Origin of the sequence: Rhodococcus sp. NPDC060084 (genome assembly GCF_042730335.1) — a bacterium.
GTDB lineage: Bacteria > Actinomycetota > Actinomycetes > Mycobacteriales > Mycobacteriaceae > Rhodococcus.
In genome coordinates, this window is sequence record NZ_JBHWWX010000045.1 from 1 (window position 1) to 22,081 (window position 22,081).

Annotated in this window: 26 protein-coding genes; 15 read left to right on the plus strand and 11 right to left on the minus strand. The window is 67.8% G+C overall.

Going from position 1 to position 22,081, the window contains the following annotated elements:
* Positions 1-43 precede the first annotated feature (43 nt).
* A complete protein-coding gene (locus ACFWBU_RS18510) occupies positions 44-649 on the minus strand; it encodes a TIGR03086 family metal-binding protein (RefSeq protein ID WP_169653256.1) in 606 nt (201 codons plus the stop codon).
* 166 nt (positions 650-815) lie between these two features.
* Between ACFWBU_RS18510 and ACFWBU_RS18515 the strand changes: the two genes are divergently transcribed.
* Positions 816-1,256: an OsmC family peroxiredoxin gene (locus ACFWBU_RS18515; RefSeq protein ID WP_169622786.1), complete on the plus strand. Its 441-nt coding sequence runs from the start codon at positions 816-818 to the stop codon at positions 1,254-1,256.
* A gap of 36 nt (positions 1,257-1,292) precedes the next feature.
* Positions 1,293-1,988: a DsbA family oxidoreductase gene (locus tag ACFWBU_RS18520; protein WP_378528945.1), complete on the plus strand. Its 696-nt coding sequence runs from the start codon at positions 1,293-1,295 to the stop codon at positions 1,986-1,988.
* Here the strand turns inward: ACFWBU_RS18520 and ACFWBU_RS18525 are convergent.
* Both ACFWBU_RS18525 and ACFWBU_RS18530 read right to left on the minus strand, forming a co-directional pair.
* A complete protein-coding gene (locus tag ACFWBU_RS18525) occupies positions 1,964-2,476 on the minus strand; it encodes a DUF1990 family protein (protein WP_169622784.1) in 513 nt (170 codons plus the stop codon). The two genes, ACFWBU_RS18520 and ACFWBU_RS18525, sit on opposite strands and share 25 nt — an antisense overlap.
* The gene (locus ACFWBU_RS18530) at positions 2,476-2,781 is read right to left on the minus strand and encodes an antibiotic biosynthesis monooxygenase (RefSeq protein ID WP_072702568.1); all 306 of its coding nucleotides are present in this window, start codon (positions 2,779-2,781) and stop codon (positions 2,476-2,478) included. Before ACFWBU_RS18530 ends, ACFWBU_RS18525 begins: the two co-directional genes overlap by 1 nt.
* 33 nt (positions 2,782-2,814) lie before the next feature.
* Between ACFWBU_RS18530 and ACFWBU_RS18535 the strand changes: the two genes are divergently transcribed.
* Positions 2,815-3,555, plus strand: coding sequence for an alpha/beta fold hydrolase (locus tag ACFWBU_RS18535; protein WP_378528946.1), 741 nt, complete (start codon positions 2,815-2,817; stop codon positions 3,553-3,555).
* Between the two features lie 31 nt (positions 3,556-3,586).
* Here ACFWBU_RS18535 and ACFWBU_RS18540 read toward each other — a convergent pair whose 3' ends face one another.
* On the minus strand, positions 3,587-4,468 hold the full coding sequence (locus tag ACFWBU_RS18540; protein WP_169622782.1) for an A/G-specific adenine glycosylase: 882 nt from the start codon (positions 4,466-4,468) through the stop codon (positions 3,587-3,589).
* A 93-nt stretch (positions 4,469-4,561) separates the two neighbouring features.
* On the opposite strand from ACFWBU_RS18540, the gene ACFWBU_RS18545 reads away from it, so the two are divergent.
* Together ACFWBU_RS18545 and ACFWBU_RS18550 are read left to right on the plus strand one after the other, a co-directional pair.
* A complete protein-coding gene (locus tag ACFWBU_RS18545) occupies positions 4,562-5,188 on the plus strand; it encodes a carbonic anhydrase (protein WP_169622781.1) in 627 nt (208 codons plus the stop codon).
* 57 nt (positions 5,189-5,245) lie between these two features.
* Positions 5,246-5,980, plus strand: a complete 735-nt coding sequence (locus tag ACFWBU_RS18550) for a hypothetical protein (RefSeq protein WP_169622780.1) — start codon at positions 5,246-5,248, stop codon at positions 5,978-5,980.
* Positions 5,981-5,989: 9 nt separating this feature from the next.
* On the opposite strand, the gene disA is transcribed toward ACFWBU_RS18550, so the two are convergent.
* Positions 5,990-7,072, minus strand: coding sequence for a DNA integrity scanning diadenylate cyclase DisA (disA, locus tag ACFWBU_RS18555; protein WP_169622779.1), 1,083 nt, complete (start codon positions 7,070-7,072; stop codon positions 5,990-5,992).
* Between the two features lie 98 nt (positions 7,073-7,170).
* Between disA and ACFWBU_RS18560 the strand changes: the two genes are divergently transcribed.
* Positions 7,171-7,734 carry a PaaI family thioesterase gene (locus ACFWBU_RS18560; RefSeq protein ID WP_169653258.1) on the plus strand — a complete coding sequence of 188 codons (564 nt, stop codon included), beginning with the start codon at positions 7,171-7,173 and terminating at the stop codon, positions 7,732-7,734.
* A 23-nt stretch (positions 7,735-7,757) separates the two neighbouring features.
* On the opposite strand, the gene dinB is transcribed toward ACFWBU_RS18560, so the two are convergent.
* The 3 genes from dinB to ACFWBU_RS18575 form a co-directional block, all read right to left on the minus strand.
* The gene (dinB, locus tag ACFWBU_RS18565; protein ID WP_378528947.1) at positions 7,758-9,029 is read right to left on the minus strand and encodes a DNA polymerase IV; all 1,272 of its coding nucleotides are present in this window, start codon (positions 9,027-9,029) and stop codon (positions 7,758-7,760) included.
* 34 nt (positions 9,030-9,063) lie between these two features.
* A complete protein-coding gene (gene radA / locus ACFWBU_RS18570; RefSeq protein WP_169622776.1) occupies positions 9,064-10,455 on the minus strand; it encodes a DNA repair protein RadA in 1,392 nt (463 codons plus the stop codon).
* Positions 10,456-10,538: 83 nt separating this feature from the next.
* Complete coding sequence (locus tag ACFWBU_RS18575) at positions 10,539-11,153, minus strand: hypothetical protein (protein ID WP_169622775.1); 615 nt, start codon at positions 11,151-11,153, stop codon at positions 10,539-10,541.
* A gap of 275 nt (positions 11,154-11,428) precedes the next feature.
* On the opposite strand from ACFWBU_RS18575, the gene ACFWBU_RS18580 reads away from it, so the two are divergent.
* From ACFWBU_RS18580 to rlmB, 5 genes are read left to right on the plus strand one after another with little or no spacing between them, the layout of a single operon-like run.
* Positions 11,429-11,917: a CarD family transcriptional regulator gene (locus ACFWBU_RS18580; RefSeq protein WP_072702544.1), complete on the plus strand. Its 489-nt coding sequence runs from the start codon at positions 11,429-11,431 to the stop codon at positions 11,915-11,917.
* A gap of 35 nt (positions 11,918-11,952) precedes the next feature.
* Positions 11,953-12,660: a 2-C-methyl-D-erythritol 4-phosphate cytidylyltransferase gene (ispD, locus tag ACFWBU_RS18585; protein ID WP_169622774.1), complete on the plus strand. Its 708-nt coding sequence runs from the start codon at positions 11,953-11,955 to the stop codon at positions 12,658-12,660.
* A gap of 6 nt (positions 12,661-12,666) precedes the next feature.
* Positions 12,667-13,143 carry a 2-C-methyl-D-erythritol 2,4-cyclodiphosphate synthase gene (gene ispF, locus ACFWBU_RS18590; protein ID WP_169622773.1) on the plus strand — a complete coding sequence of 159 codons (477 nt, stop codon included), beginning with the start codon at positions 12,667-12,669 and terminating at the stop codon, positions 13,141-13,143.
* Between the two features lie 11 nt (positions 13,144-13,154).
* Complete coding sequence (cysS, locus tag ACFWBU_RS18595) at positions 13,155-14,549, plus strand: cysteine--tRNA ligase (RefSeq protein ID WP_169653260.1); 1,395 nt, start codon at positions 13,155-13,157, stop codon at positions 14,547-14,549.
* Positions 14,549-15,517 carry a 23S rRNA (guanosine(2251)-2'-O)-methyltransferase RlmB gene (gene rlmB, locus ACFWBU_RS18600; RefSeq protein ID WP_169622771.1) on the plus strand — a complete coding sequence of 323 codons (969 nt, stop codon included), beginning with the start codon at positions 14,549-14,551 and terminating at the stop codon, positions 15,515-15,517. The genes cysS and rlmB overlap by 1 nt, the downstream gene beginning before the upstream one ends.
* A 54-nt stretch (positions 15,518-15,571) precedes the next feature.
* Here rlmB and ACFWBU_RS18605 read toward each other — a convergent pair whose 3' ends face one another.
* Positions 15,572-16,534 (minus strand): alpha/beta fold hydrolase, encoded by a 963-nt coding sequence (locus ACFWBU_RS18605; RefSeq protein WP_169622770.1) that lies wholly within the window; start codon positions 16,532-16,534, stop codon positions 15,572-15,574.
* Positions 16,535-16,725: 191 nt separating this feature from the next.
* Here ACFWBU_RS18605 and ACFWBU_RS18610 point away from each other — a divergent pair, with 191 nt between their 5' ends.
* Entirely contained in the window at positions 16,726-17,268 is a 543-nt protein-coding gene (locus tag ACFWBU_RS18610) for a hypothetical protein (protein WP_378528948.1), read from the plus strand.
* 10 nt (positions 17,269-17,278) lie between these two features.
* A complete protein-coding gene (locus ACFWBU_RS18615; RefSeq protein WP_169622769.1) occupies positions 17,279-18,322 on the plus strand; it encodes an alpha/beta hydrolase in 1,044 nt (347 codons plus the stop codon).
* A gap of 13 nt (positions 18,323-18,335) precedes the next feature.
* Here the strand turns inward: ACFWBU_RS18615 and ACFWBU_RS18620 are convergent, their stop codons facing one another.
* A complete protein-coding gene (locus ACFWBU_RS18620; protein ID WP_169622768.1) occupies positions 18,336-19,004 on the minus strand; it encodes a TetR/AcrR family transcriptional regulator in 669 nt (222 codons plus the stop codon).
* 361 nt (positions 19,005-19,365) lie between these two features.
* On the opposite strand from ACFWBU_RS18620, the gene ACFWBU_RS18625 reads away from it, so the two are divergent.
* Both ACFWBU_RS18625 and ACFWBU_RS18630 read left to right on the plus strand, forming a co-directional pair.
* Complete coding sequence (locus ACFWBU_RS18625) at positions 19,366-20,496, plus strand: ABC transporter permease (RefSeq protein WP_206037361.1); 1,131 nt, start codon at positions 19,366-19,368, stop codon at positions 20,494-20,496.
* A complete protein-coding gene (locus tag ACFWBU_RS18630; RefSeq protein WP_169622767.1) occupies positions 20,493-21,179 on the plus strand; it encodes an ABC transporter ATP-binding protein in 687 nt (228 codons plus the stop codon). The genes ACFWBU_RS18625 and ACFWBU_RS18630 overlap by 4 nt, the downstream gene beginning before the upstream one ends.
* A gap of 29 nt (positions 21,180-21,208) precedes the next feature.
* Here the strand turns inward: ACFWBU_RS18630 and ACFWBU_RS18635 are convergent, their stop codons facing one another.
* Positions 21,209-22,072 (minus strand): biotin-dependent carboxyltransferase family protein, encoded by an 864-nt coding sequence (locus ACFWBU_RS18635; RefSeq protein WP_296551627.1) that lies wholly within the window; start codon positions 22,070-22,072, stop codon positions 21,209-21,211.
* Positions 22,073-22,081 lie beyond the last annotated feature (9 nt).

Below are 22,081 nucleotides of genomic sequence, written 5' to 3' on the forward strand. Positions count from 1 at the left end.
CCCGTACGGGTACCGCCCCTCGGCGTCGACGGGGTAGCGGCCGTCAGGCGTCGCCCGGTCGCATCCACGGGGCGGTCACGCGGCCGCACCAGTTGGCGAGTCGCTCGGTCGGGCCGGCATCCGGAGTCGAGTCGACGACGGGACCGAACGGCACCTCCCCACCGCGGGGAGAGGCAGGCAGGGCACGCTCCATGATCTCGTGAGCAGCGCGGGCCAGTGCCGGGTCCGCCTCCGGATCCTGGCCCGTGGAGACGGCCAGATCCCAGCCGTGCACGAGTACCTCGTTGAGGGAGACCAGCACGGCGGCCCGCCCGGGAAAGGTGCCCCACGGGGCGGTGACGGGCCTGTCGAGGAGAGCGTCGTCGTCCCACACCTCCCAGTACCGCGTGGTGACGGCATCCAGCGTGCCGGGCCATGCGTCGTCTGATGACGAGAGGACCTCGGGGACCGAGTGGACGTCGCCACCCATGCCGATGACTCGGCCACGATCGACAGTCGAGGCGAGATGCCCGAGGAGTGTCCGGACATCGAATTCGGGGCAGGGCGTGGGGTCGGTCATCTGTTCCGGGCGGACACCCGCGAACAAGTCACCCGCCCACTCCAGAGCGCTGCGAAACAGTGGACGAGGATCATGCTGGGCAGTGGTCATGCAGACAGGATCCGTCGTCACGGCGCCGGACCCGGTCCCGAATCGGGCGAGCGATGCGGTATCGAGACCTCGTTCCGCCCGGGGCGCGGGAAAGACTGCGAGTGTGGTTTCGGACGGGCTCGGGTACGCATCCCGAGACCCCCGTACCCCACAGGAAGGATTCAGGATGCCCACACGGACCGCGCGAACTGCTTGGAACGGCGACCTGCAGAACGGAGCCGGGCAGGTCGAACTCACGAGTTCGGGCCGCGGCACGTTCGATGTCTCGTTCCCGAAGCGATCGGCGGAGAACGCCGACGGCACCACCAGCCCCGAGGAACTGATCGCCGCGGCGCACTCCGCCTGCTACGCGATGCAACTCTCCGCGTTGATCGCGGAAGCGGGAGGAACCCCGCAAAGTCTCGACGTCGGCGCCGACGTATCGCTCGGGCCGGATCCGGCCGGTGGGTTCCGGCTCACGGGCATCACGCTGAAGGTGCGCGGTGAAGTCGACGGACTGGACGCCGACGGCTTCATGAAGGCAGCGCAGGACGCCAAGGCGAGTTGCCCGGTGAGCAAGGCGCTGACGGGCGTGGAAATCTCCCTGGACGCTGCCCTCGAGTCCTGAGGGAACAGCGCTCCGGGCGCGCGTGTTGGACGAGTCGTGACGACTCCCCGGATTGCCCTCCCCACCGCCCGCATCGAAGTCTGGTCGGATATTGCGTGTCCCTGGTGCTACATCGGCAAACGCCGGTTCGCCGCGGCGCTCGACGAATTCGAGCACCGCGACCGTGTCGAGGTCACGTGGCGTTCCTACCAGCTCGCACCGGAGACTCCGGTGGGGAGGCGCAAGCCCGAAGCCGAAGCCCTCGCGGAGATGAAGGGCATGCCGCTCGAGCAGGTCCGGCAGATGTTCTCGCAAGTCTCGGGCGCCGCAGCCGAAGTCGGTGTCGAGATCGACTTCGACACGGTGATCGCGGCCAATACGTTCGACGCGCACCGTCTCGTGCACCTCGCCGGCGCACGCGGTGAAGACCTTGTCGAGGCGTTGTTCCATGCGCATTTCGTCGAGGGAGACGTCGTGGACGATCGCGAGACATTGGTGCGCATCGCCGCGTCGGCCGGACTGGACGCGGATCTCGTTCGCGCCGCACTCGAATCCGACGCCGCAGCCGACGCGGTACGTGCGGATCTGCTCGCGGCGCGTCAGCTCGGCGTCACAGGTGTTCCGTTCTTCGTCGCCAACCGCGCTGTCGCGGTCTCGGGTGCACAGCCCGAGGACGTGTTTCTCGCCTTGCTGCAGCGTGCGATCGAGGACGTCGACAGCGAGGAAGATCAGTCTGTGAGGGACGCCAGGTAGCGGCGAACACCCAGCGTCTGCAGAAGCGGGACTGCCGGACCGGCGAGCCGCGTGTACCAGCGCCCGGGGCGTGAGAATGCCACCACCCGGCCCACGACCCGGCCGTCGGTGGTGTGTTCGACGAGGAAGCTCTCTTCCCCGCTCACGGGGTGACCGGTCAGAGTGCCGTAGGTGAATCCCCGTCGCCGCGGCGTATCGACGACGTCGATCACGCGGCACCACGCGGGAAACCGCACCGGCCCGATGCCGAACAGCAGTTGCACGTCGACGCCGACCGCCGGCGCAGGGGTGCTGGGGGCGACACGGATTCCGGCGGCGCGGTGCATGTCCCACGCGAACAGACGGGCAACGGCGACGTCGAATGTGGCGGCGCCGTTGCCCAGTTCACGCTCCACGGCCGCGTGGCGGTATCCGGCGGGGAGCGCGCCGTGCGACGCGCCCACCTCCCGATACGTCAACTCGCGCCCGGAATTCCCGGGCGCGGTCATCAGGACTTCTTGACGTCGAGGACGACTTCGAATTCCAGGAGCGACGCGCCGGATGCGACCGGGTTCTTCGCCTCACCGGCGTGAGCGGCCCGCGCGCCGCCGTCCCGCCATGCGGCGAAGTCCTCTTCGGTTTCCCATTGGGTGACCACGAAGTACCTGTTTTCACCCGCGGTGGGGCGCAGCAACTGGAAGCCCAGGAACCCGGGCGAATTCTCGACGGTGTGCGCGCGATTGGCGAACCGCTTCTCCAGTTCGGGTCCGGCACCTTCGGGGATTTCGATTGCGTTGATCTTCACGACTGCCATGGTCGCGACATTACTCCGCTACCTTGGGCCACTGTGTTGCATGACGAAGGTGGTAGCGGACGGCCGATCCTGTTGTTGCACGGTCTCATGGGAAGCGCGCGTACGTGGCGTCGCCAAGTGCCGTGGCTCCGGGAGCACGGCCACGTGTATTCGTTCGACGCGGCGGGTCACGGCCGCGCGGCGCCCGCGAACCTCGGCACCGACGCGTTCGTTGCCGACCTGGCTGCCCACTTCGACGAGAACACCGAACCGTTCGTCGTGATCGGGCATTCGATGGGTGCGCTGCACGCGTGGTGCCTCGCAGCGGCGCACCCGGGCCTGGTCGCCGCGCTCGTCCTCGAAGACATGGCACCCGATTTCCGTGGCCGGACCGCCGAGAACTGGGCGGCGATGGTGGGGCAGTGGCCACAGCCTTTCCCCACCGACGACGCGGTGCTCGACTTCTTCGGTCCGGTCGCCGGACGCTATTTCCTCGACTCGTTCAGCCGTCGCGCGGACGGCTGGTACCTGCACGGCGACGTCTCGACATTCCGTGACATCTCCGAGGAGTGGGGCCGGAGGCACTTCTGGGACGAGTGGACGGCCTCGAGCGTCCCGGCTCTGCTGATCGAGGGCGAGTTCACGATCACTCCGCCGGGGCAGATGCGGGAAATGGCGAAGCGCCGCCCGGGAACCGGCTACGTCCGCATCGAGGGTGCCGGGCATCTCGTGCACGACGATCGGCCCGGGGAGTACCGCGCGGTCGTCGAAGAATTCCTGACCGGCCTGCCCTGAACGCCGCGGACCGCACTACGGCAGGACGAGATCAGCGACCCGCTTCGCCGGCAAGAGCGAACAGGCCGTCGTCGGTCTGCTCGACCAGTCCGTCGACGAGGAGCGAGTGCAGCGCCCGGTCGCGCTGCCCGGGGTCGTCGAGCCACACACTGTCGAGCGCGGGCCGTTCCACAGGTCCCGTGCTCTCCCGGAGGACGGCCATCAAACGCCCCCGGACCTGACGGTCGGTCCCGGCGAACTTCTGCACGCGTTTCGCGGGACCGTCGTGGGCCGGCCGACCGGCCTGCACCCATGCGCATTCCGGTAAGGGGCACCGTCCGCAGTCCGGTGTCCGGGCGGTGCAGATGGTCGCGCCGAGTTCCATCAGTGCGGCGGAGAACGTCGCCGCCCTCGCACGGGTGCGCGGAAGCATAGCCTCGACGTCTGCGAGATCTCTCGTGGTGGAAGGGTTTCCCGGCTCTGCGCGACCGTGCACGGCGCGAGCGACGACGCGGCGAACATTCGTGTCCACCACCGGCACCCGCCGCCCGTAGGCGAAGCAGGCGACCGCACGCGCCGTGTAGGCACCGACGCCGGGCAGTGTCAGGAGCACGTCGACGTCCTCGGGGACGCGGTCGTCGTGCTGCGCGGCGAGCACCCCCGCGCACTCGTGCAGGCGCAACGCGCGCCGGGGGTAGCCGAGTTTCCCCCAGGCACGCAGGACGTCGGCCTGACTCGACGCGGCCATCGCCGACGGCACTGGCCAGCGCCGTACCCACTCCTCCCAGATCGGCGCGACGCGCACGACCGGGGTCTGCTGCAGCATCACCTCGGACATGAGGATCTGCCAGCCCGTCACACCGTCGCGGCGCCACGGCAGGTCGCGTGCTTCCGCGGCGTACCAACGCGCCAGCGAAGTGGCGTCAACAGGCATTTCTTCTCCTCCTGTCCCGGATGCGGGACCGTTGTGCACCGCAGTGGGACCACTGCGTGAGGGTCGCGAAGGTCCCGGGTGAATAATGCCCTTATGCCCAATTCAAACCCGATCTCCGCCTGGAAAGCTCTGACCGAGGGTAATCAGCGATTCGTCGCCGGTACTCCGCAGCATCCGAGCCAGGGGATCGATCGCCGGGCCGAACTGGTCAACGGTCAGCATCCCACCGCGGTGTTGTTCGGTTGCGGCGACTCCCGAGTCGCCGCAGAGATCATCTTCGACCAGGGTCTCGGCGATATGTTCGTGGTCCGGACGGCCGGACATGTCATCGACAGCTCCGTGCTGGGCTCGATCGAGTACGCGGTCGAGGTCCTGGGGGTGCCGCTCATCGTCGTGCTCGGGCACGACAGCTGCGGTGCCGTCGGCGCGACGCTGACAGCACTCGACACGGGTGAGGTTCCCCGCGGTCACATTCGGAGCATCATCGAGCGGGTCGCGCCGTCGATCCTGATGGGCCGGGCGGACGGATTGTCCACCGTCGACGAACTCGAGGTGCGGCACGTCGTCGAAACCGGGCGTCTTCTCACCGACCGGTCACGGATCATCGCCGAGCGGGTTGCCGACGGACGATGCGCGATCGCCGGCGTCACCTACCGGCTCGACGACGGTCACGTCCAGTTGCAGGGGCACATCGGCGACATCGGTGTGACCGCCGACTGAGCGACACGCCGAGCGCTATGCCGCAGCGCATCCGGGCTGGCACTTACCGTGTGAGGCGTGCTTGAACCCACCGGCCCATTGCCCCCCGAGATCTATCGGCGACGACGCATGCTCGCGATCGTCGTCGCTGTGGTCGTGCTGGCGTTGGTCGTGTGGCTCGTCGTCGCCCTGACCGGCGGCGGCGACACCGAACCGGAACCCGCGGCAGCTCAGTCCACATTGACCTCCAGCACCGAGCCTTCGTCGAGTGCCGCAGAGACGACGAGCACGCAGAGCGACGGTTCCGACGGCGAAGGAGATACCTCGTCGGGCTCGGGCGGATCGACGTCCGGCACGACGACGGCGGATTCGCCGGAGGAGTCAGGAGCCGAGACGACCGCCGCGGCGGTCCCGCCGGGCCAGTGCCCCGACCAGTCGCTCGCGGTGCGTGTCACCGCCGACGAGCCCAACTACCAGACGGGTACCGAGCCCGGTTTCACGATCGTCATCACCAACATCGGCACCGCACAATGCGACCGTGACCTCGGGGCCGGACTGCAGCAGGTTCTCGTGTACACGCTCGACGGCAACGAGCGACTGTGGTCCAACACCGACTGCTTCCCCGAGCCCACATCCGACATGCGGACTCTGCAACCGGGAGATCAGGCGGCCTACTCCGTCAAGTGGTCCGCGTCGACGTCCGAGCCGGGGTGCGCGTCGCCGCGCGAGCCCGTCGGTCCGGGTGCGTACACGGTGGTCGGTCAACTCGGCGGGCTCCGCAGTACGCCGGAGCCGTTCAACATCACGCCCTGAATCGCAGCGTCAGTCGTAATGGTTGATGGCCGATTCGGCCAGCCGTGACAGTCCCTCCCGGATGTAGCGCGCCCAGAGCGCGCCGATGCCGTCGACGGCCTGCAGATCCGCCGCGGTGGCCGCGAGCAGACCCTGCAACGTGCCGAATGCGGCGACAAGCCGATGAATCTGCTGGGATTGCAGGCGCGGCACGCGGTGCAGCACCCGGTATCCGCGGGGACTCATCGGCGCATCGAGCGCTTCGATGGTGTCGGGATAGCCGAACGCTCTCGAGAGCGTGGTCAGGTCCAGCAGGTCCGTGTCGCTGAGGCCGGCGAGGCGATCGAGTGCCTGCTCCACACCCCGCGTCGACGGTGGCTCGTCACCCGACAGATAGTCGCGGACGATGAGCTGCCGGGCCAATTGATTGTCGCCGACCAGTTCTTCGAGCTGCAGTGCCAATTGGCGGCCGTCGGTACCGAGTTCGAGCACGTCCTGTTCGATCTCCACCGACAGGCGATGCATCATCTCGAGCCGCTGCGCCACCGTGAGCGCGTCGCGCAGCGTGACGATGTCTTCGATCTCCACCACCGACAGCTGCCGGGTGACGTCGTCGAGCCGGGCCTTGTAGCGTTCGAGCGTGGAGACGGCCTGGTTGGCGCGCGAAAGTATCGTCGCCGAGTCGTTGATCACGTGCCGGCGTCCCGCGACGTACACACTCACGATGCTCATCGACTGGCTCACCGACACGACGGGATAACCGGTTTCGATGGCTGTGCGCTCCGCGGCCCGGTGGCGGGTACCGGACTCCACGGTGGGGATGCTCGGATCGGGAACGAGCTGGACGTTGGCGCGGACGATCCGGGTGCCGTCGGTCGAGACCACGACGGCGCCGTCCATCTTCGACAGCTCGCGCATCCGGGTCGGTGCGAATTCCACGTCCAGTTCGAAGCCGCCGTCGCACAGCGCCGCGACCTTCTCGTCGAAACCGAGAACGATCAGTCCGCCCGTGCGGCCGCGCAGAATGCGTTCGAGCCCGTCGCGCAGGGCGGTGCCGGGGGCGAGTCGGGCGATGGTGTCGCTGAGCGTCGCGGACCGCGCCGACTCGGTCATGTGGCAGATTCCTTCCGTGTCCGGATCCTGCGGTCGTGGTCACATTCCAGGGAGGGAAGAAAAAGGCTCCCGTGACCGCGCAACTACATTACTTGTTCATGAGCAGTACCTGGACCTTGCCCGACGACGTCGTTCTTCCCGAGCCTCCGGCCGACCACCCCGGCCCGGGCGCTCCTGTGCCCCAGCACTGGTCCAAGTGCTTCGGATGCGGAGACGATCAGCCCACCGGCCTCGGAATGGAGTTCACCACCGGGGAGGGACTCGAGGTGATCGGACGGTTCGAGGTCGCCAAGCGCTACCAGGGCGGTCCGGGCTTCATCCACGGCGGCATCCTGATGACCGCGTTCGACGAGGCGCAGGGCATGGCCTGCAACGCCGCACTGCGCTCGGCTGTGGTCACAGCCCATCTGGGCATCGACTTCGCGCGTCCCATCCCGCTCGGTGCGGTACTCGAGTTGCGGGCCCGGGTGGAGGGCACGGTCCGCCGCAAGGTCTACACGCGCTCGGAGGCCCGGATCGTCGAGGGGCCGCTGGCAGATCCCGATGTGATCGTGGGGTCGTCCTACGGGTTGTTCATCGTCGTGGGCCACGAGCATTTCGCCAAGGGGAAGAATTTCGCCGACGGACTGCCCGGCAACGACCAGGACATCTCCGCGGTCTGATGCGTGCCGGGCTCGGTGCTCGGTCACTGCGTATCGGGTAGCAGCGGCACGCCCGGGCGATGGTCGCGGCCGAGCAGTGTCGCCGACGTGACCGAACCCGCGCCGAATCTTCCGTGAAGGTCGTCGAGCACGGAGTCGAGCGCGTGCCGGTCGATCGGTGAGTGCGTGACGCGGCCCGGCTCCTCGCCGGAGACCGGGCATTCGCGTCGGGGGCCGGGCGGTACGTCCTGATCGAACGGCAACTCGAGCTGCTCGGTGCCTTCCCCGTCGAGGTTGGTGACGGCGATGCCCACCAGGGTTACTCCTCGCTCGGCGATCAGCGGTCGGGCTGCCGAGAGCAATTCGCGGGCGGTGTCGCTGATCAGGTCGGTGCGGGCGGTCGGGCTGCCGAGCGTGTACGACCGTGTGGCCCGCGCGTAGTCGGCGAACCGCAGTCGCAACACCACGGTGCGGCCGAGACGGTGTGCCCGCCTCATACGGCGGCACACCCGGTCGACGAGTAGTTGCAGCGTCGCCTCCACGGACTCGTCGCTGTGCGGCCCGCGGCCCAGGGCATGCTGCGCGCCCATCGAACTGCGTCCGCGATGCCGGACAGGGCGTGGATCGTGACCGACGGCGAGTGCGTGCAGATGGCGCCCGGCTGCGGCGCCGAGGAGCGCCACCAGGTCGGATTCGGAGTGCTGCGCGATGTCGCCGACCTTGCGGAGCCCGTGGGCGTGCAGTTTCGCGGCGGTGACCTTCCCGACGCCCCAGAGTCGTTCGACCGGCAGCGGGTGGAGGAAATCGAGTTCGGCGTCCGGCGGGACACGCAACAGGCCGTCGGGTTTCGCGACTCCGCTGGCAACCTTGGCGAGAAACTTCGTCCGAGCGATGCCCACGGTGATGGGCAGCCCCACCTCGTCGGCCACTCTGCGCCGCAACCGCGCCGCGATCTCGAGGGGCTCACCCGAGATGCGGCGTACCCCCGACACGTCGAGGAACGCCTCGTCGATCGAGATGCCCTCGACGATCGGGGTCGTGTCGTCGAACACCGCGAACACATCGCGCGACGCCCGGGCGTACGCCTCCATGCGGGGCGGAACGGAGATCACCCCGGGGCACAGCGCTCGCGCGGCGCGTCCCGACATCGCGGTCTTGATGCCGTAGGCCTTCGCCTCGTAACTGGCGGCCAGCACCACGCCGCCACCGACGACGATCGGTTTCCCCCTCAGCCACGGATCGTCGCGCTGCTCGACCGACGCGTAGAACGCGTCGAGATCGGCATGGAGGATCGTGGCTTCACCGGACACGAACATATGCTCGCACGGACGCCCGACAGGATCGCCGTTCTCAGCGCGACAGCGTCGACAATGCCTGTCCCACGTTCGTCACCTCGGTGGCTTTCATCCCCTTCGGGACACCTTCGACGCCGCGCGGGACCACTCCGCGGGTGAATCCCAGCCGGTTCGCCTCGGCGAGCCGGCGACCCGCGCCCGCGACGCGGCGCACTTCACCTGCCAGGCCGACTTCTCCGAGCAGCACGGTGCCGGCGGGCACCGGTTGATCCCGGACGGCCGACGCGACCGCGAGAGCCAGCGCGAGGTCGGCGGACGGATCGGTGATCCGCATGCCGCCCACCGTCGAGGCATAGACGTCGCAGTTGCCGAGCTTGCCCAGCCCGCAGCGACGCTCCAGCACGGCAAGCACCATCGCCACCCGGGCCGAGTCGAGCCCGCTCACGGCGCGGCGTGGCGACGGGTTGTGGGTGGGCACCACGAGCGCCTGCACCTCGCCGAGCAGCGGCCGCTTCCCGTCCATGGTGACGGTGACCGCTGTGCCCGGTACCGCTTCGTCGCGGTGCTGGAGGAACAGGCCGGACGGATCGCTGACGCCGACGATGCCGCTCTCGGTGAGTTCGAAACAGCCCACTTCGTCGGCGGCGCCGAATCGGTTCTTCACTCCGCGCACCATTCGGAGCGTCGAGTGCTTGTCGCCTTCGAAGTGCAGCACCACGTCGACGAGGTGCTCGAGGGACCTGGGACCGGCGACGGCGCCGTCCTTCGTGACGTGGCCGATCAGGAGCACGGGCACACCGCTGGACTTGGCGAGTGTGGTGAGGGCACTCGTCACCGCGCGCACCTGCGTGACGCCGCCGGTGACACCGTCGACGTCGGCGGCGAGCATCGTCTGTACCGAGTCGACGACCAGCAGCGTGGGGCGTACCTGCTCGACGTGCCCGAAGATTGTGGCGAGGTCGGACTCGGCCGCGAGGTACACGCGGTCGTGCACCGCCCCGGTCCGGTCGGCGCGCAGCCGTACCTGCCCCGCCGATTCCTCGCCGGTGACGTAGAGCGCGCGCTCGTCGCTGCCGCGCTGGGCCCACCGATGGACCACTTCCAGGAGCAGCGTCGACTTGCCGACGCCGGGTTCTCCCGCGAGCAGCACGACCGAACCGGGAACTATTCCGCCGCCGAGGACGCGGTCGAGTTCGTCGACACCCGTGGACTTCGCGTAGGTGGCTTTTCCGTCGATCCGGGACAGCGGGGTGGCCGGGGTGGACGGCAGCACCGCGGCAGCGCCGGCGCGGGCGAGGGTGGTCCCGGCACGCGCAGCGACGGCCGTGGGTTGCGGAAGGGCCTCGTCCATCGACCCCCATGTTCCGCATTCCGGGCATCGGCCGACCCATTTCCCGACGGTGTGCGCGCAGTCGGAACAGCGGTAGAGCGACTTGGTTTTGACCACTGCCGGAGGATAGTGGCCCGCCCCGACAGAAAAGACCCCGGTCGGCAGTGCTCGACCGGGGTCTTTTCGGAGTCTGGGTGCGGCTAGTGTGCCTCGCCGACAATCGGCGACATGTCGGACTCGTCGCGCGGGGTAATCGGTCCCGCGTCGATCGGCACGGAGACGGTGATGTCACCGGCCTCGGCGAAGGAGAAGGTCACCGGAACCGTCAGTCCCGGACGGACGAGTTCGTTCAGGCCGACCAGTTCGACGGTCGCGATGCTCGGCGCGTCGGGCGGGGTCTCCTGCGTCTGCGCCGGCTGCGGCGACTCGTCGAGGCGGGCGGTCTCGGTGGACTCACCGGCGATCACCGACGACTGGGGCGCGATCTCGATCTCTTCCGCATTCACGGACGACGCGAACTCGGTGGAGATGTCGGTGAGGACGTCCGGGGTGTAGGTATCGAGGTTCACGACCGTGAAACCGAGCAGTGCGGTGCCACCCGGTTCGATGCTGTACTCCTCGGAGTTCGGGTAGATCACGTGCACGTTGCGCAGCGCGATCGATCCGACCTCGGCGTTGTTGCCGTTGATCGCCGCGACCTGAATGGCGGTCTGGCTGATCTGGCCGGCACCGCACGCCGACAGCGTGAGCGTCGCTCCGGCCGCCAGGGCGAGGGCGGTCACGACTCGCCGAGTCGGCGCTTTGAGAGCAGTCACGGGTTCCTCCATCGAGTAAGGCTCGCAATCCACTAGGCAGAGTAGTAGTCAGCGAGCGACCTGTGTACGGCGGGGCCGGAACTCGTAACTTTTGGTGTCGCCCCCGAAAGCCCGGACATGCCCACTCCCTAAGGGTGACACACGTCACATAAAGCACGGAACCGACTGCCTGTCAACCCCTGCGCTCACGTATCGATGCCCCTGACCTGCACCGTTGATGGGAGGACGGGGTAGTCACGTGTTAAACTCGGTGAATCGAAAGGGGCACGGGACACATGATTTTCAAGGTCGGAGACACCGTCGTATACCCCCACCACGGTGCGGCGCTGATCGAAGCTATCGAAACGCGCACCATCAAGGGTGAGCAGAAGGAATATCTGGTTCTGAAAGTCGCGCAGGGCGACCTCACAGTGCGAGTTCCTGCAGATAACGCAGAGTACGTCGGAGTTCGCGACGTTGTTGGACAAGAGGGCCTCGACAAGGTTTTTCAGGTGTTGCGCGCGCCGCACACCGAAGAGCCGACCAACTGGTCGCGGCGGTACAAGGCCAACCTCGAGAAGTTGGCCTCCGGCGACGTCAACAAGGTCGCGGAAGTTGTCCGCGACCTGTGGCGCCGGGAGCAGGACCGCGGCCTTTCCGCAGGTGAGAAGCGAATGCTTGCCAAGGCTCGTCAGATCCTGGTGGGCGAGCTCGCTCTCGCGGAGGGCACGGACGACGTCCGCGCCGCGAGCATGCTCGACGAGGTTCTCGCAGCCGCGTCCTGAGTGGCGAGCCGCGTGAAGAACCCCGAACACAGCAAGTGAACGATCGCAACGGGCCGGTCGTCGGAATCATTCCGGCGGCCGGCCGCGGCGTTCGTCTGGGCGAAGAACTGCCCAAGGCGTTCGTCGAACTGGATGGCCGGACCATGCTCGATCGAGCGGTCGAAGCCATGCTCGACTCCGGCGAGGTCGACCGCGTGGTTGTCGTCGTGCCGCCGGAACTTGCCGCGACCCCGCCGGCCGAACTGGTACGGCCCCCGTTTTCGAAACGGGTGCTCGTCGTCGCAGGAGGTGCCGAACGCGCCGATTCGGTGCGTGCCGGGCTCGCCTGCGCGGGCGACGCGCGATTCGTGCTCGTGCACGATGCGGCCCGGGTACTCACCCCGCCCGAGATGTTCACGCGGGTGGTCGCGGAACTGCGACGCGGAAGCGACGCGGTGATACCGGTGCTCCCCGTTACGGACACCATCAAGAGCGTCGATGCCGAAGGCGCTGTCACCGGAACACCCGACCGCGCGACCCTGCGCGCGGTACAGACACCGCAGGGTTTCGACGTCGCACTCCTTGCCCGCGCGAACACCGACGTCGGTGATGCCACCGACGACGCCGGACTCGTCGAGCGGCTCGGGGAACGAGTCGACACCGTCGCGGGCGATCCACTCGCCTTCAAGATCACTACCCCCTTGGACCTGGTCCTTGCGCGAGCACTGCTCACGGCCGGGGTTCGAACCGCAGAGGAGCGCTGAACCGTCGTGCGTGTCGGAATCGGAACGGACGTGCATCCCGTCGAGGCGGGTCGGCCGTGCTGGATGGCCGGACTGCTGTTCGAGGACGCCGACGGATGCTCGGGCCACTCGGACGGTGACGTCGCCGCGCACGCCCTGTGCGACGCGCTGCTGTCCGCGGCCGGTCTCGGCGACCTGGGAACAGTCTTCGGTACCGACCGTCCGGAGATGGCGGGCGCATCGGGCGCGGCCATGCTCGCCGAGGTGCGCAGGCTCCTGACGGAGGCGGGATGGACGATCGGCAACGCGGCGGTCCAGGTGGTGGGTAACCGTCCGAAGATCGGGCCGCGACGCGACGAGGCGCAGCGCGTGCTGTCCGACGTCCTGGGCGCTCCCGTGTCGGTGTCTGCGACGACCACGGACGGTCTGGGATTGACCGGACGAGGCGAGGGTGTGGCGGCGATCGCCACCGCGCTCGTCCTGCAGCAGAGCGACGACCGGTAGGATCGACGGTCGTGACCTTGCGCCTTTACGACACCGAAACGCGGGATGTGCGGGAATTCGTGCCGCTCGTCCCCGGCCATGCCTCGGTGTACCTGTGTGGTGCCACCGTTCAAGGCGAACCCCACATCGGCCATGTGCGCAGTGGTGTCGCCTTCGATGTTCTCCGCAGGTGGCTGACAGCCCAGGGCCTCGACGTCGCGTTTGTGAGAAACGTCACAGACATCGAGGACAAGATCCTCCGCAAGGCCGCGGAAGCCGGCCGTCCGTGGTGGGAATGGGCGGCGACCTTCGAGCGCGCGTTCAACCGGGCCTACGACGCGCTCGGTGTCCTTCCGCCGTCTATCGAGCCACGCGCCACCGGGCACGTCACGCAGATGGTCGACCTCATGGAACGACTCATCGCGGCGGGCCATGCGTACCCCTCCGACGGCAACGTCTACTTCGACGTGAAGAGCTATCCCGAGTACGGGTCGCTGTCCGGGCACAAGCTCGACGACGTGCACCAGGGTGAGAGCGCCGGGCTCGGCAAGCGCGACCCTCGCGACTTCACTCTGTGGAAGGCGGCGAAGCCGGGTGAGCCCTCGTGGCCCACTCCGTGGGGGCGCGGCCGTCCCGGATGGCACCTCGAATGCTCTGCGATGGCTACGTTCTATCTCGGTGGCACCTTCGACATTCATTGCGGCGGAATGGATCTTGTCTTTCCCCACCACGAGAACGAAATCGCTCAGGCTCGGGCGGCAGGCGACGGCTTCGCCCGGTACTGGCTGCACAACGGCTGGGTGACCATGGGCGGCGAGAAGATGTCCAAGTCGCTCGGCAACGTGCTCTCGGTCCCGAACGTGCTCACCAAGGTCCGGCCCCAGGAATTGCGGTACTACCTCGGCAGTGCGCACTACCGTTCGATGCTCGAGTACTCCGAGGCAGCGCTCCAGGAAGCGGCCGCCGCCTACCGGGGTCTCGAATCGTTCGTGCTCAAGACCCGCGATCGTGCGGGCGAGGTTCCGGTCGGTACGTGGACGGACGAATTCGCGCAGGCACTCGACGACGATCTCGGTGTGCCCAAGGCGCTCGCCGAGATCCACGGCCGGCGCAGCGAGGGCAACAAGGCACTCGACAACGGTGATCTCGATGAGGCCGTCCGGATCGCGTCGCAGGTGCGCGCGATGCTCGGAATTCTCGGAGTGGACCCACTCGATGCACACTGGAGTGACTCCACCGCCGACCGATCGGCGGCTCTGGAAGCGCTCGACGTGCTCGTCTCCGCGGATCTCGTCCGCAGGCAGAATGCGCGAGCAGACAAGAACTGGGCGATCGCCGACGAGGTGCGCGACCGGTTGACAGCGGCAGGTATCGAAGTGACCGATACGCCGAACGGACCCGAGTGGTCTCTGAAAGCAGGACAGTGATGGCAGGCAATTCCCAGCGCCGCGGCGCAATTCGTAAGGGCGGAACCAAGAAGGGGCAGGTCGTCGGCTCCGGCGGTCAGCGCCGTCGTGGTCTGGAACCGCGCGGTGCGACACCCAAGGCCGAGGATCGTCCGTACCACGCCGCCGCACGGCGATCCCGTGCTGCCGCGAAGGCGACCGATACCTCCCGTGGTGGCGGTCGGCGTCCGGCGGGCCGCAAGCCCGAGGACGGGCCGGAGATGGTGCTGGGCCGCAACCCCGTCGTCGAATGCCTGCGTGCCGAGGTTCCCGCGACCGCTCTGTACGTCGCGGTCGGAGCCGAAGCGGACGAGCGACTCAAGGAAGCCGTGCAGCGGGCCGCCGACATGGGCATCTCGATCCTCGAGGTGTCGCGCGCGGAACTCGACCGGCTGTCCACCAACGGAATGCACCAGGGCGTGGGTCTCCAGGTGCCGCCGTATCGGTACGTGCATCCCGACGACCTGATCACCCGCGCGAAAGAACTCCATGAGCGGCCGCTGCTGGTCGCGCTCGACAACATCTCGGATCCGCGCAACCTCGGTGCCGTCATCCGCTCGGTCGCGGCGTTCGGCGGACACGGCGTGGTCATCCCGCAGCGGCGTTCGGCGTCGGTGACCGCCGTGGCATGGCGGACCAGTGCGGGCGCGGCAGCACGACTGCCCGTCGCGCGCGCCACCAACCTGACCCGCACGCTCAAGGACTGGCAGGCGCAGGGTGTGCGTGTCGTTGGTCTCGACGCCGGCGGAGACACCACGCTCGACGAGTTCGACGGCACCGATCCGGTGGTCGTGGTGGTCGGCTCCGAGGGTAAGGGCTTGTCGCGTCTGGTCCGCGAAACCTGTGACGCCGTGTTGTCGATCCCGATGGCAGGCGATGTGGAATCGCTCAACGCGTCGGTGGCTGCGGGCGTCGTGCTCGCCGACATCGCCCGGCAGCGCCGCGCGTAGCGTCACCCGGCTTCGACACCGCGACCGCCGCTACCACGGCGGTCGCGGTCGTTTCTACGGCGAGGGTGCGGTGGGTGACCATCCCGTGAACGGCGGCACCGATACGCACGGCACCGGGCGCGGGTTGTCCGGGTCGAGGGCGTTGAGGACGACCGCTGCCGCCACGGGGTCGTTGACGATGGCGACGTGTTCGGCCCAGTCCGCCTCGCAGTGGTCCTGCAGCACGAAGTTCGTGGCGTTGCCGGCTTCCCGGTAGCCGCTGGTGTGCGGAAGCACCAGTTCGTCGTATCGCGTGATGATGTTGGTGTACCGGACCTCGGGCGCGTAGACGCCGTCGGCGTGCAGATCCCGGAACCACTGGGAGCCGGCGAGCACCTGCGGGCATGCCCCGCAGCCCACGGTCGCGACGAGTTGTTCGAGTTCGTCACGCAGACCGGCCTGGCCGAACAACGAGAAGGTGGCTTCGAGCAGGAACGCGTGGCTGCCGTCCCACAGCGGCGCGAGGGAGATGTGGTCCCGGACCTTGGTGTTGCCGCCGAGACGGTTGAGGTAGTACGTGGGCATGAGGGTGCCTTGCGAATGGCCGACGAGGGCGACTTTCTCGGCCCCGGTCGCCTCCAGCACCTCGTCGACGAACACCGACAACTCGGCGGCGCTCTGTTCCATGGGTTTCAGGCCGCCGAATGCGTTCAGCGGCCACGGCAGGTCGGGATAGTTGCCGTATGTGAGCGCGAAGACGCAGTAGCCCTCGTTTGCAAGCAGTGGTGACAGGTAGGCCCAGTTGTCCTGTCGATTAGCGGCTGTTCCGTGTACGAGGATCACCGGGTCGGGGTGCTCGTCGGAGGGCTCACACGACCAGTCGTTGGAGCCGGGCGCCGACCCTCCCGGGTTCGCGAGTTCCATTCCGATGCCGTCGAGAAATGTCGGCGCGAGCGGGTACTGCTGAGCCCCAGTGTCTTCGGCGGATGCGACGCCGCTTCCCATGATCGTGCCCGCTGCCACGATCGCTGTACCCATGACTGCTGCCGTTATCCGACGCAACACGTCGCCACCTCTGTCTCCGCCACCGATGTCGCGAGAAAGTTAACAGAGATTCACATTTGTGACGAGGGTGATGTCTCGATTGGCCGGATTGTCTGCCCCGGATCGGTGTGGAAGCCCGCCGGACGGGGTAAAGAAGCACAACAGTCGACGTGGGGAGGCACCGTATGTACAGCGCTCGATTCGACGGTCGGTTCGAGGTTTCACCGCCTCTGAACGCCGGTGAGATCGAGTTCCTTCGCGCCTTCGCCGGTCCCGCGAGCGGGCGGCACAATGCGGGACGGGACGGTCTGCCGACGCGGGGTCGTCCGATGTCGTGGTGCCAGTGGACTCCCACGGACGACGGATCGGCTCTGGTGTGGGACGGCGACGAGCACTTCTTCCGGCACGCCGAATGGCTCGCCTATCTGATCGATTCGTTCCTGTCGCCGCGTGCCCGTATGCGGCGGGTGCTGAGGGGACGCCGCGACCGGTTCCCGGAGGTGTTGTCGCACTTCACGTTCGACCATGTCGTCGACGGCGTCGTCTCGGTTCAGTCGAGTTCGGGAGAAGAGGAATGGATCACGGTGCGTGACAACGTCGTCCAGAGTGTCGCGCAGGTAGGAGGCCGTTTCCGGTCCGAGGCCACCCGTCCCGTGCAAGGTCTGTGCCTCAGTGCGCTCCACCGCTCGGAGCGCGCCACCGTTCCGGAAGCGACCGCGGTCCTCTAGTGTTGCGGCCGTGGCCGCTCCGCTCCCGTTCCGTACCAAGCTGTTCGCCCTCGTGGAGGGCCTCACCGGCGCGTCCATCGCGGACGAACCGCCCGAGGCGGTCCCCGCGCGACGCGCACGCCGGACGAAGCTGTTGTCCTCGCGCGTCGGGCGATGGGTCGCCGGCCGGCCACACCGCGCCGCGCACATCGTCGACCGCACGGTCGAGTTGCAGCCCGCCGAGATCGCCGGACTCGAATCCGCCACCGAGTCTGTTACGTTGCGCCTGCGCATCTACCGGCCGTCGGGTTCGGCGCCCGGTCCTCTCCCTGCCGTAGTGCTCTTCCACGGCGGAGGCTGGGTGCTCGGTGAGCCCGAGCAGGACGAGTGGTGGGCGAGCCACATGGCTGCGGAGTCTCCGTGCGTCGTCGTGTCTGTCGATTACCGGCTTGCGCCCGAAAACCCGTACCCTGCGGCGGTATTCGACTGCTGGTCGTCTCTGCTGTGGGTGGTCGAGCATGCTGCCGAACTCGGCGTGGACGGGACGAGGGTGGTGGTGGCCGGGGACAGTGCCGGCGGCAATCTCGCCGCGGTCGTCGCGGATCTCGCCGCGCAGTCCGGCCTCTCCGCACTGGTCGGACAGGTGCTCGTCTATCCGGGCACCGAGATGGAAGAGGTATTTCCCTCCGAGCGCGAGCACGCCGATGCGCCCGTCCTGACCTCCCGCGGTATGCGCGCGTTCGTCCGCTTGTACCTCGACGGCGCAGATCCGTACGCGCCCACGGCGGCACCGTTGCGCGGCAGTCTCGCCGGCGCCACGATTCCTGCGCTCATCCAGGTCGCCGGGCACGATCCGCTGCGCGACAACGGCGTGTTCTATGCGGATGCGCTGCGCGAGAAGGGCGGCGACGTGACCCTGACGGAGTACGAGAACGCAGTCCACGGGTACCTCAGCCTGCCCGGCGTCTCGCCTCCCGCACGCCGCGCCCTCGCTCAGACGATCGAGTTCGTACGGCGTGTCACGAATCCGGAGATCTCGGGGGAACCCGGTTCCCAGGCTCGATCGGACGCCTGAGAGCCGTCTCCGATCAGGACTCGGACGACAGGTTCTCCTCGCCCGCGTCGCAGATCGCCGCACAGCCGGGTTCGGCGTGCGGGTCACGGTCGAGGGCGCCCACGGCCCCCATCACGAACGGAACCACCATCGAGATCACCTCGTCGACCGGCCCGCCGTCGGCCAGCACCTGGCGGTGGGGGTCCAGGCAGCCCAGGATGCACCGGCTCGCGGACCGTGCGTCGATCAGCCGGAACACTCCCGACTTCTCGCCCTCGACGAGGATCCGGTAGACCACGTCCTCGAGTTCGTTGAGTTGCGAGGTGAACTCCAGCTTGGTCGCATTCGGGATCAGGCTCATCACGGGCGGTGTCACGGGGTGGGGCCCGGCGAATTCGAGGAGAACCAGCTCGACGACGGTCTCGAGCATGTCGCGGGGATCGTCCATCCCGGCGAGCTTGCGCGTGAGCAGATCGAGAAACCGCTCGATTTCGTGGGCGGACCACGCGAGGAGCATCTCGGATTTGTCGGCGTAGTAGTTGTAGATCACCGTGCGGGTCAGGCCGGCTTGCGCGGCGACGGCTTTGACCGATGCGCCGTCCCATCCCTCGCGGGCCAGCACCTCGGCGAAAGCGCTGAGGATGCGAGTGCGAGTGGCGGATTTGTGCTCGGCCACGGTGTGCCCGGCGTTCAGGATAGGCACGTATTGCTCCGGGATCGGATCGGGGACTTGTGACCGATCGAAGGGTACACCCCGGCGGATCGAGCGCGCCGAAAGTGCGTCGGCTCGGATGCCTTCGGGGGGCCCGAGCGCGTCTCGAACCATGATGTTGACGACATGTCGTCATCAAATTTCAGGCCTGGCCGGCCGCCGGCAAGATCAGTGATAAGCGCAGGTAGAGGGCGGTTTCTGGCGCGTTTCGAGGTCGGGAAACTACCCATTGTCGTAGGTAAACCTTAGTGGTAATGCAACTCATCCTCTGTTGAAATCGGAGAAGTGAGTCCCGTGCCCGCCTACCTCATCCCAGGTGCCTTCGCCTGAGCGATCCTTTCCAGGAGCCCCTATGTTTCTTGCAGTGCGTGAACTGGTGTTCGCGCGTACACGTGTTCTGCTGATGGCATCCGTCATCGCCCTGATCTCGGTTCTGATGGTCATCCTCTCGGGCCTGTCCTCCGGACTCGTCGACGACGGAGTCTCGGGCCTTCAGCGGACGCCCGCCCAGGCGTTCGCCTTCCAGGAGGGCACGAAGACGGACTCCGCATTCTCGCGGTCCGTCGTCACCGAAGAGCAGGCGGCGGCATGGGCTGCCCAGCCCGGCGTCGAGCACGCCGAGCTGATGGGCAACGCCATCGTCAACGCGCACACCGGCGGCGGCATGGCGATCGACCTGACACTCTTCGGCATTGTGCCGGGCTCCTTCCTCGAGCCCACCGCAGGCGAAGGCACACAGCTGAGCGGGCCGAGAGACATCATCCTCAGCGAGACCGCTCGTGACGAAGGTGTCGCTGTCGGCGACACCGTGACGGTCGACCGGCTCGGGACGGAAATGACCGTCGTCGGGTTCACGGAGGACAAGCGCACCTTCGGCCACGTCGACATCGCGTACGTGCCGCTGGCAACCTGGCAGGAAATCAACGCGGGCACGCTCGAAGGCGCCGCCACCGAACCGCGGGCGTACACGGAGGCGAGTGTCGTCGCGATCCAGGGAACGGACGGCTCCCTTCCCGACCTGGCCGCCGGTGACGCCGCAGCAGGCACTGCGAGCAAGACCGTCGAGGAGTCGTTCGACTCCTCCCCGGGTTACTCCGCGGAGACGATGACGATGTCCATGATCATCGCGTTCCTCTACGCGATTTCGGCACTGGTCGTCGGTGCGTTCTTCAGCATCTGGACCGTCCAGCGGCTGCGTGAACTCGCGGTCCTCCGCGCGATGGGTGCGTCCACCGGATATCTGATGCGCGACAGCATCATCCAGGCAGCCCTGATTCTCGTCGTGTCCGTCGCCTTCGGTGTCCTCGTCGGCCTCGGCCTCGGCTCCGGACTCGAAGGAACGGGCATGCCGTTCTCGCTCCAAACGGGCCCGATTCTGCAAGGCGCACTGTTGCTGATCGTGCTCGGCCTCATCGGGGCCGGACTCGCGATCGTGCGAATCACCCGTATCAACCCCCTGACGGCACTGGGAGAGAATCGATGAGCGCCCTCACCACCACCACGGGCCTGAGCCTGCGGAATGTCGGCCTGCAGTTCGGCGACGGCGACAGCACCGTCACCGCACTCGACGACGTGAACCTCGAAGTTGCCCCCGGCGAACTGGTCGCGATCGTCGGTCCGTCCGGCGCGGGCAAATCCAGTCTCCTGGCCGTGGCCGGAGGACTGATTCATCCCACCACCGGCACGGTTGTGCTGCGGGACGTCGACCTGACCGCCACACCGCGTCGTCAGCTCGCCGAAATCCGCCGCAATCAAATCGGGTTCGTGTTCCAGTCCTCGAATCTGCTGCCGGCACTGACCGCGCTCGACCAGCTGCGATTGATGTCGACGATCACGGGACGGCCCGGGCGTGACCCCCACGAGCTCCTCGAATCCGTCGGCATGACCCACCGCGCGAACAAGCGTCCGGGCCAGCTGTCCGGTGGCGAACGTCAGCGCGTGGGTATCGCTCGCGCCCTGGTCACCGAACCCGCCGTGTTGCTCGTCGACGAGCCCACCGCGGCGCTGGACCGTGCTCGGAGCCACGACGTCGTGCAGCTTCTGGCGGACGAGACCCATAGTGCCGGGGTCGCCACGATCATGGTCACGCACGACCACGACGTGCTCGTGCACTGCGATCGCGTACTGGAAATGATCGACGGCAGGCTGTCGCCTCTCTCCGAGTGACGTCGCAGACGACACAGCATGCGGCCGGGCTACCGGGTGACGGAGAACCGCACCCGGTGGCCCGGCCGCAACTGTGCTGCGAGGGGAAGATCGGCGCGTGCCACCACTGCGATCACCGGGTATCCACCCGTGACGGGATGGTCGGCGAGGAACAGCACCGGATGCCCCTCGGGGGGTACCTGTAGTGCTCCGGGAACCATTCCCTCGCTCGGAAGTTCGGCTCGCCGCGACCGGTGGAGCGGTCCGGTGCCCCGCAGCCTGATGCCGATCCGGTCGAGCCGGGGCGTCACCGTCCAGCGTTCCCGCAGCAGGGCGCGCACGGAGGCCGGCGTGAACCAGTCGTCGCGCGGGCCGAGGCGCACCCCCAGTTCCACCGGATCGCCCAGGTCGGCGGGCGGGGGGAACTGTTCTTCGACAGGCAGGGCGTCGGCGAGTGCGCCCACCGGTAGACGATCACCTGCCCGAACGGGCGCGGGACCGGTGTTCGACAGCGTGTCGGTGGCCCGGCTCCCGAGCACCTCGGGAACATCGATGCCTCCGCGGACAGCCAGGTAGGACCGCAGTCCGATCGACGGTGGCCGGATCGCCAGCACATCGTCGTTGCTCAGGTGAATCCGCGACCAGTCACCCCGTGGCCGCTCGTTCACGGTGACCTCGGCACGCGCCCCGGTCACCGCCACGATCATCGCGCCGACGCTCCGCACGACGAGCCCGCCGGCCGTGACCTCGAGGGTGGCGGCGCCGGGGTGGTTGCCCACCAACCGGTTCGCCGCATCGTGCGCCGTCCGGTCGGCAGCGCCGGACGTGGTCAGTCCGGTTCCGCCGTGGCCGGGGCGACCGCGATCCTGGACTGTCGTGAGAACGCCGGGGGAGACAACCTCGAACCACGCCACCGCCCCAGT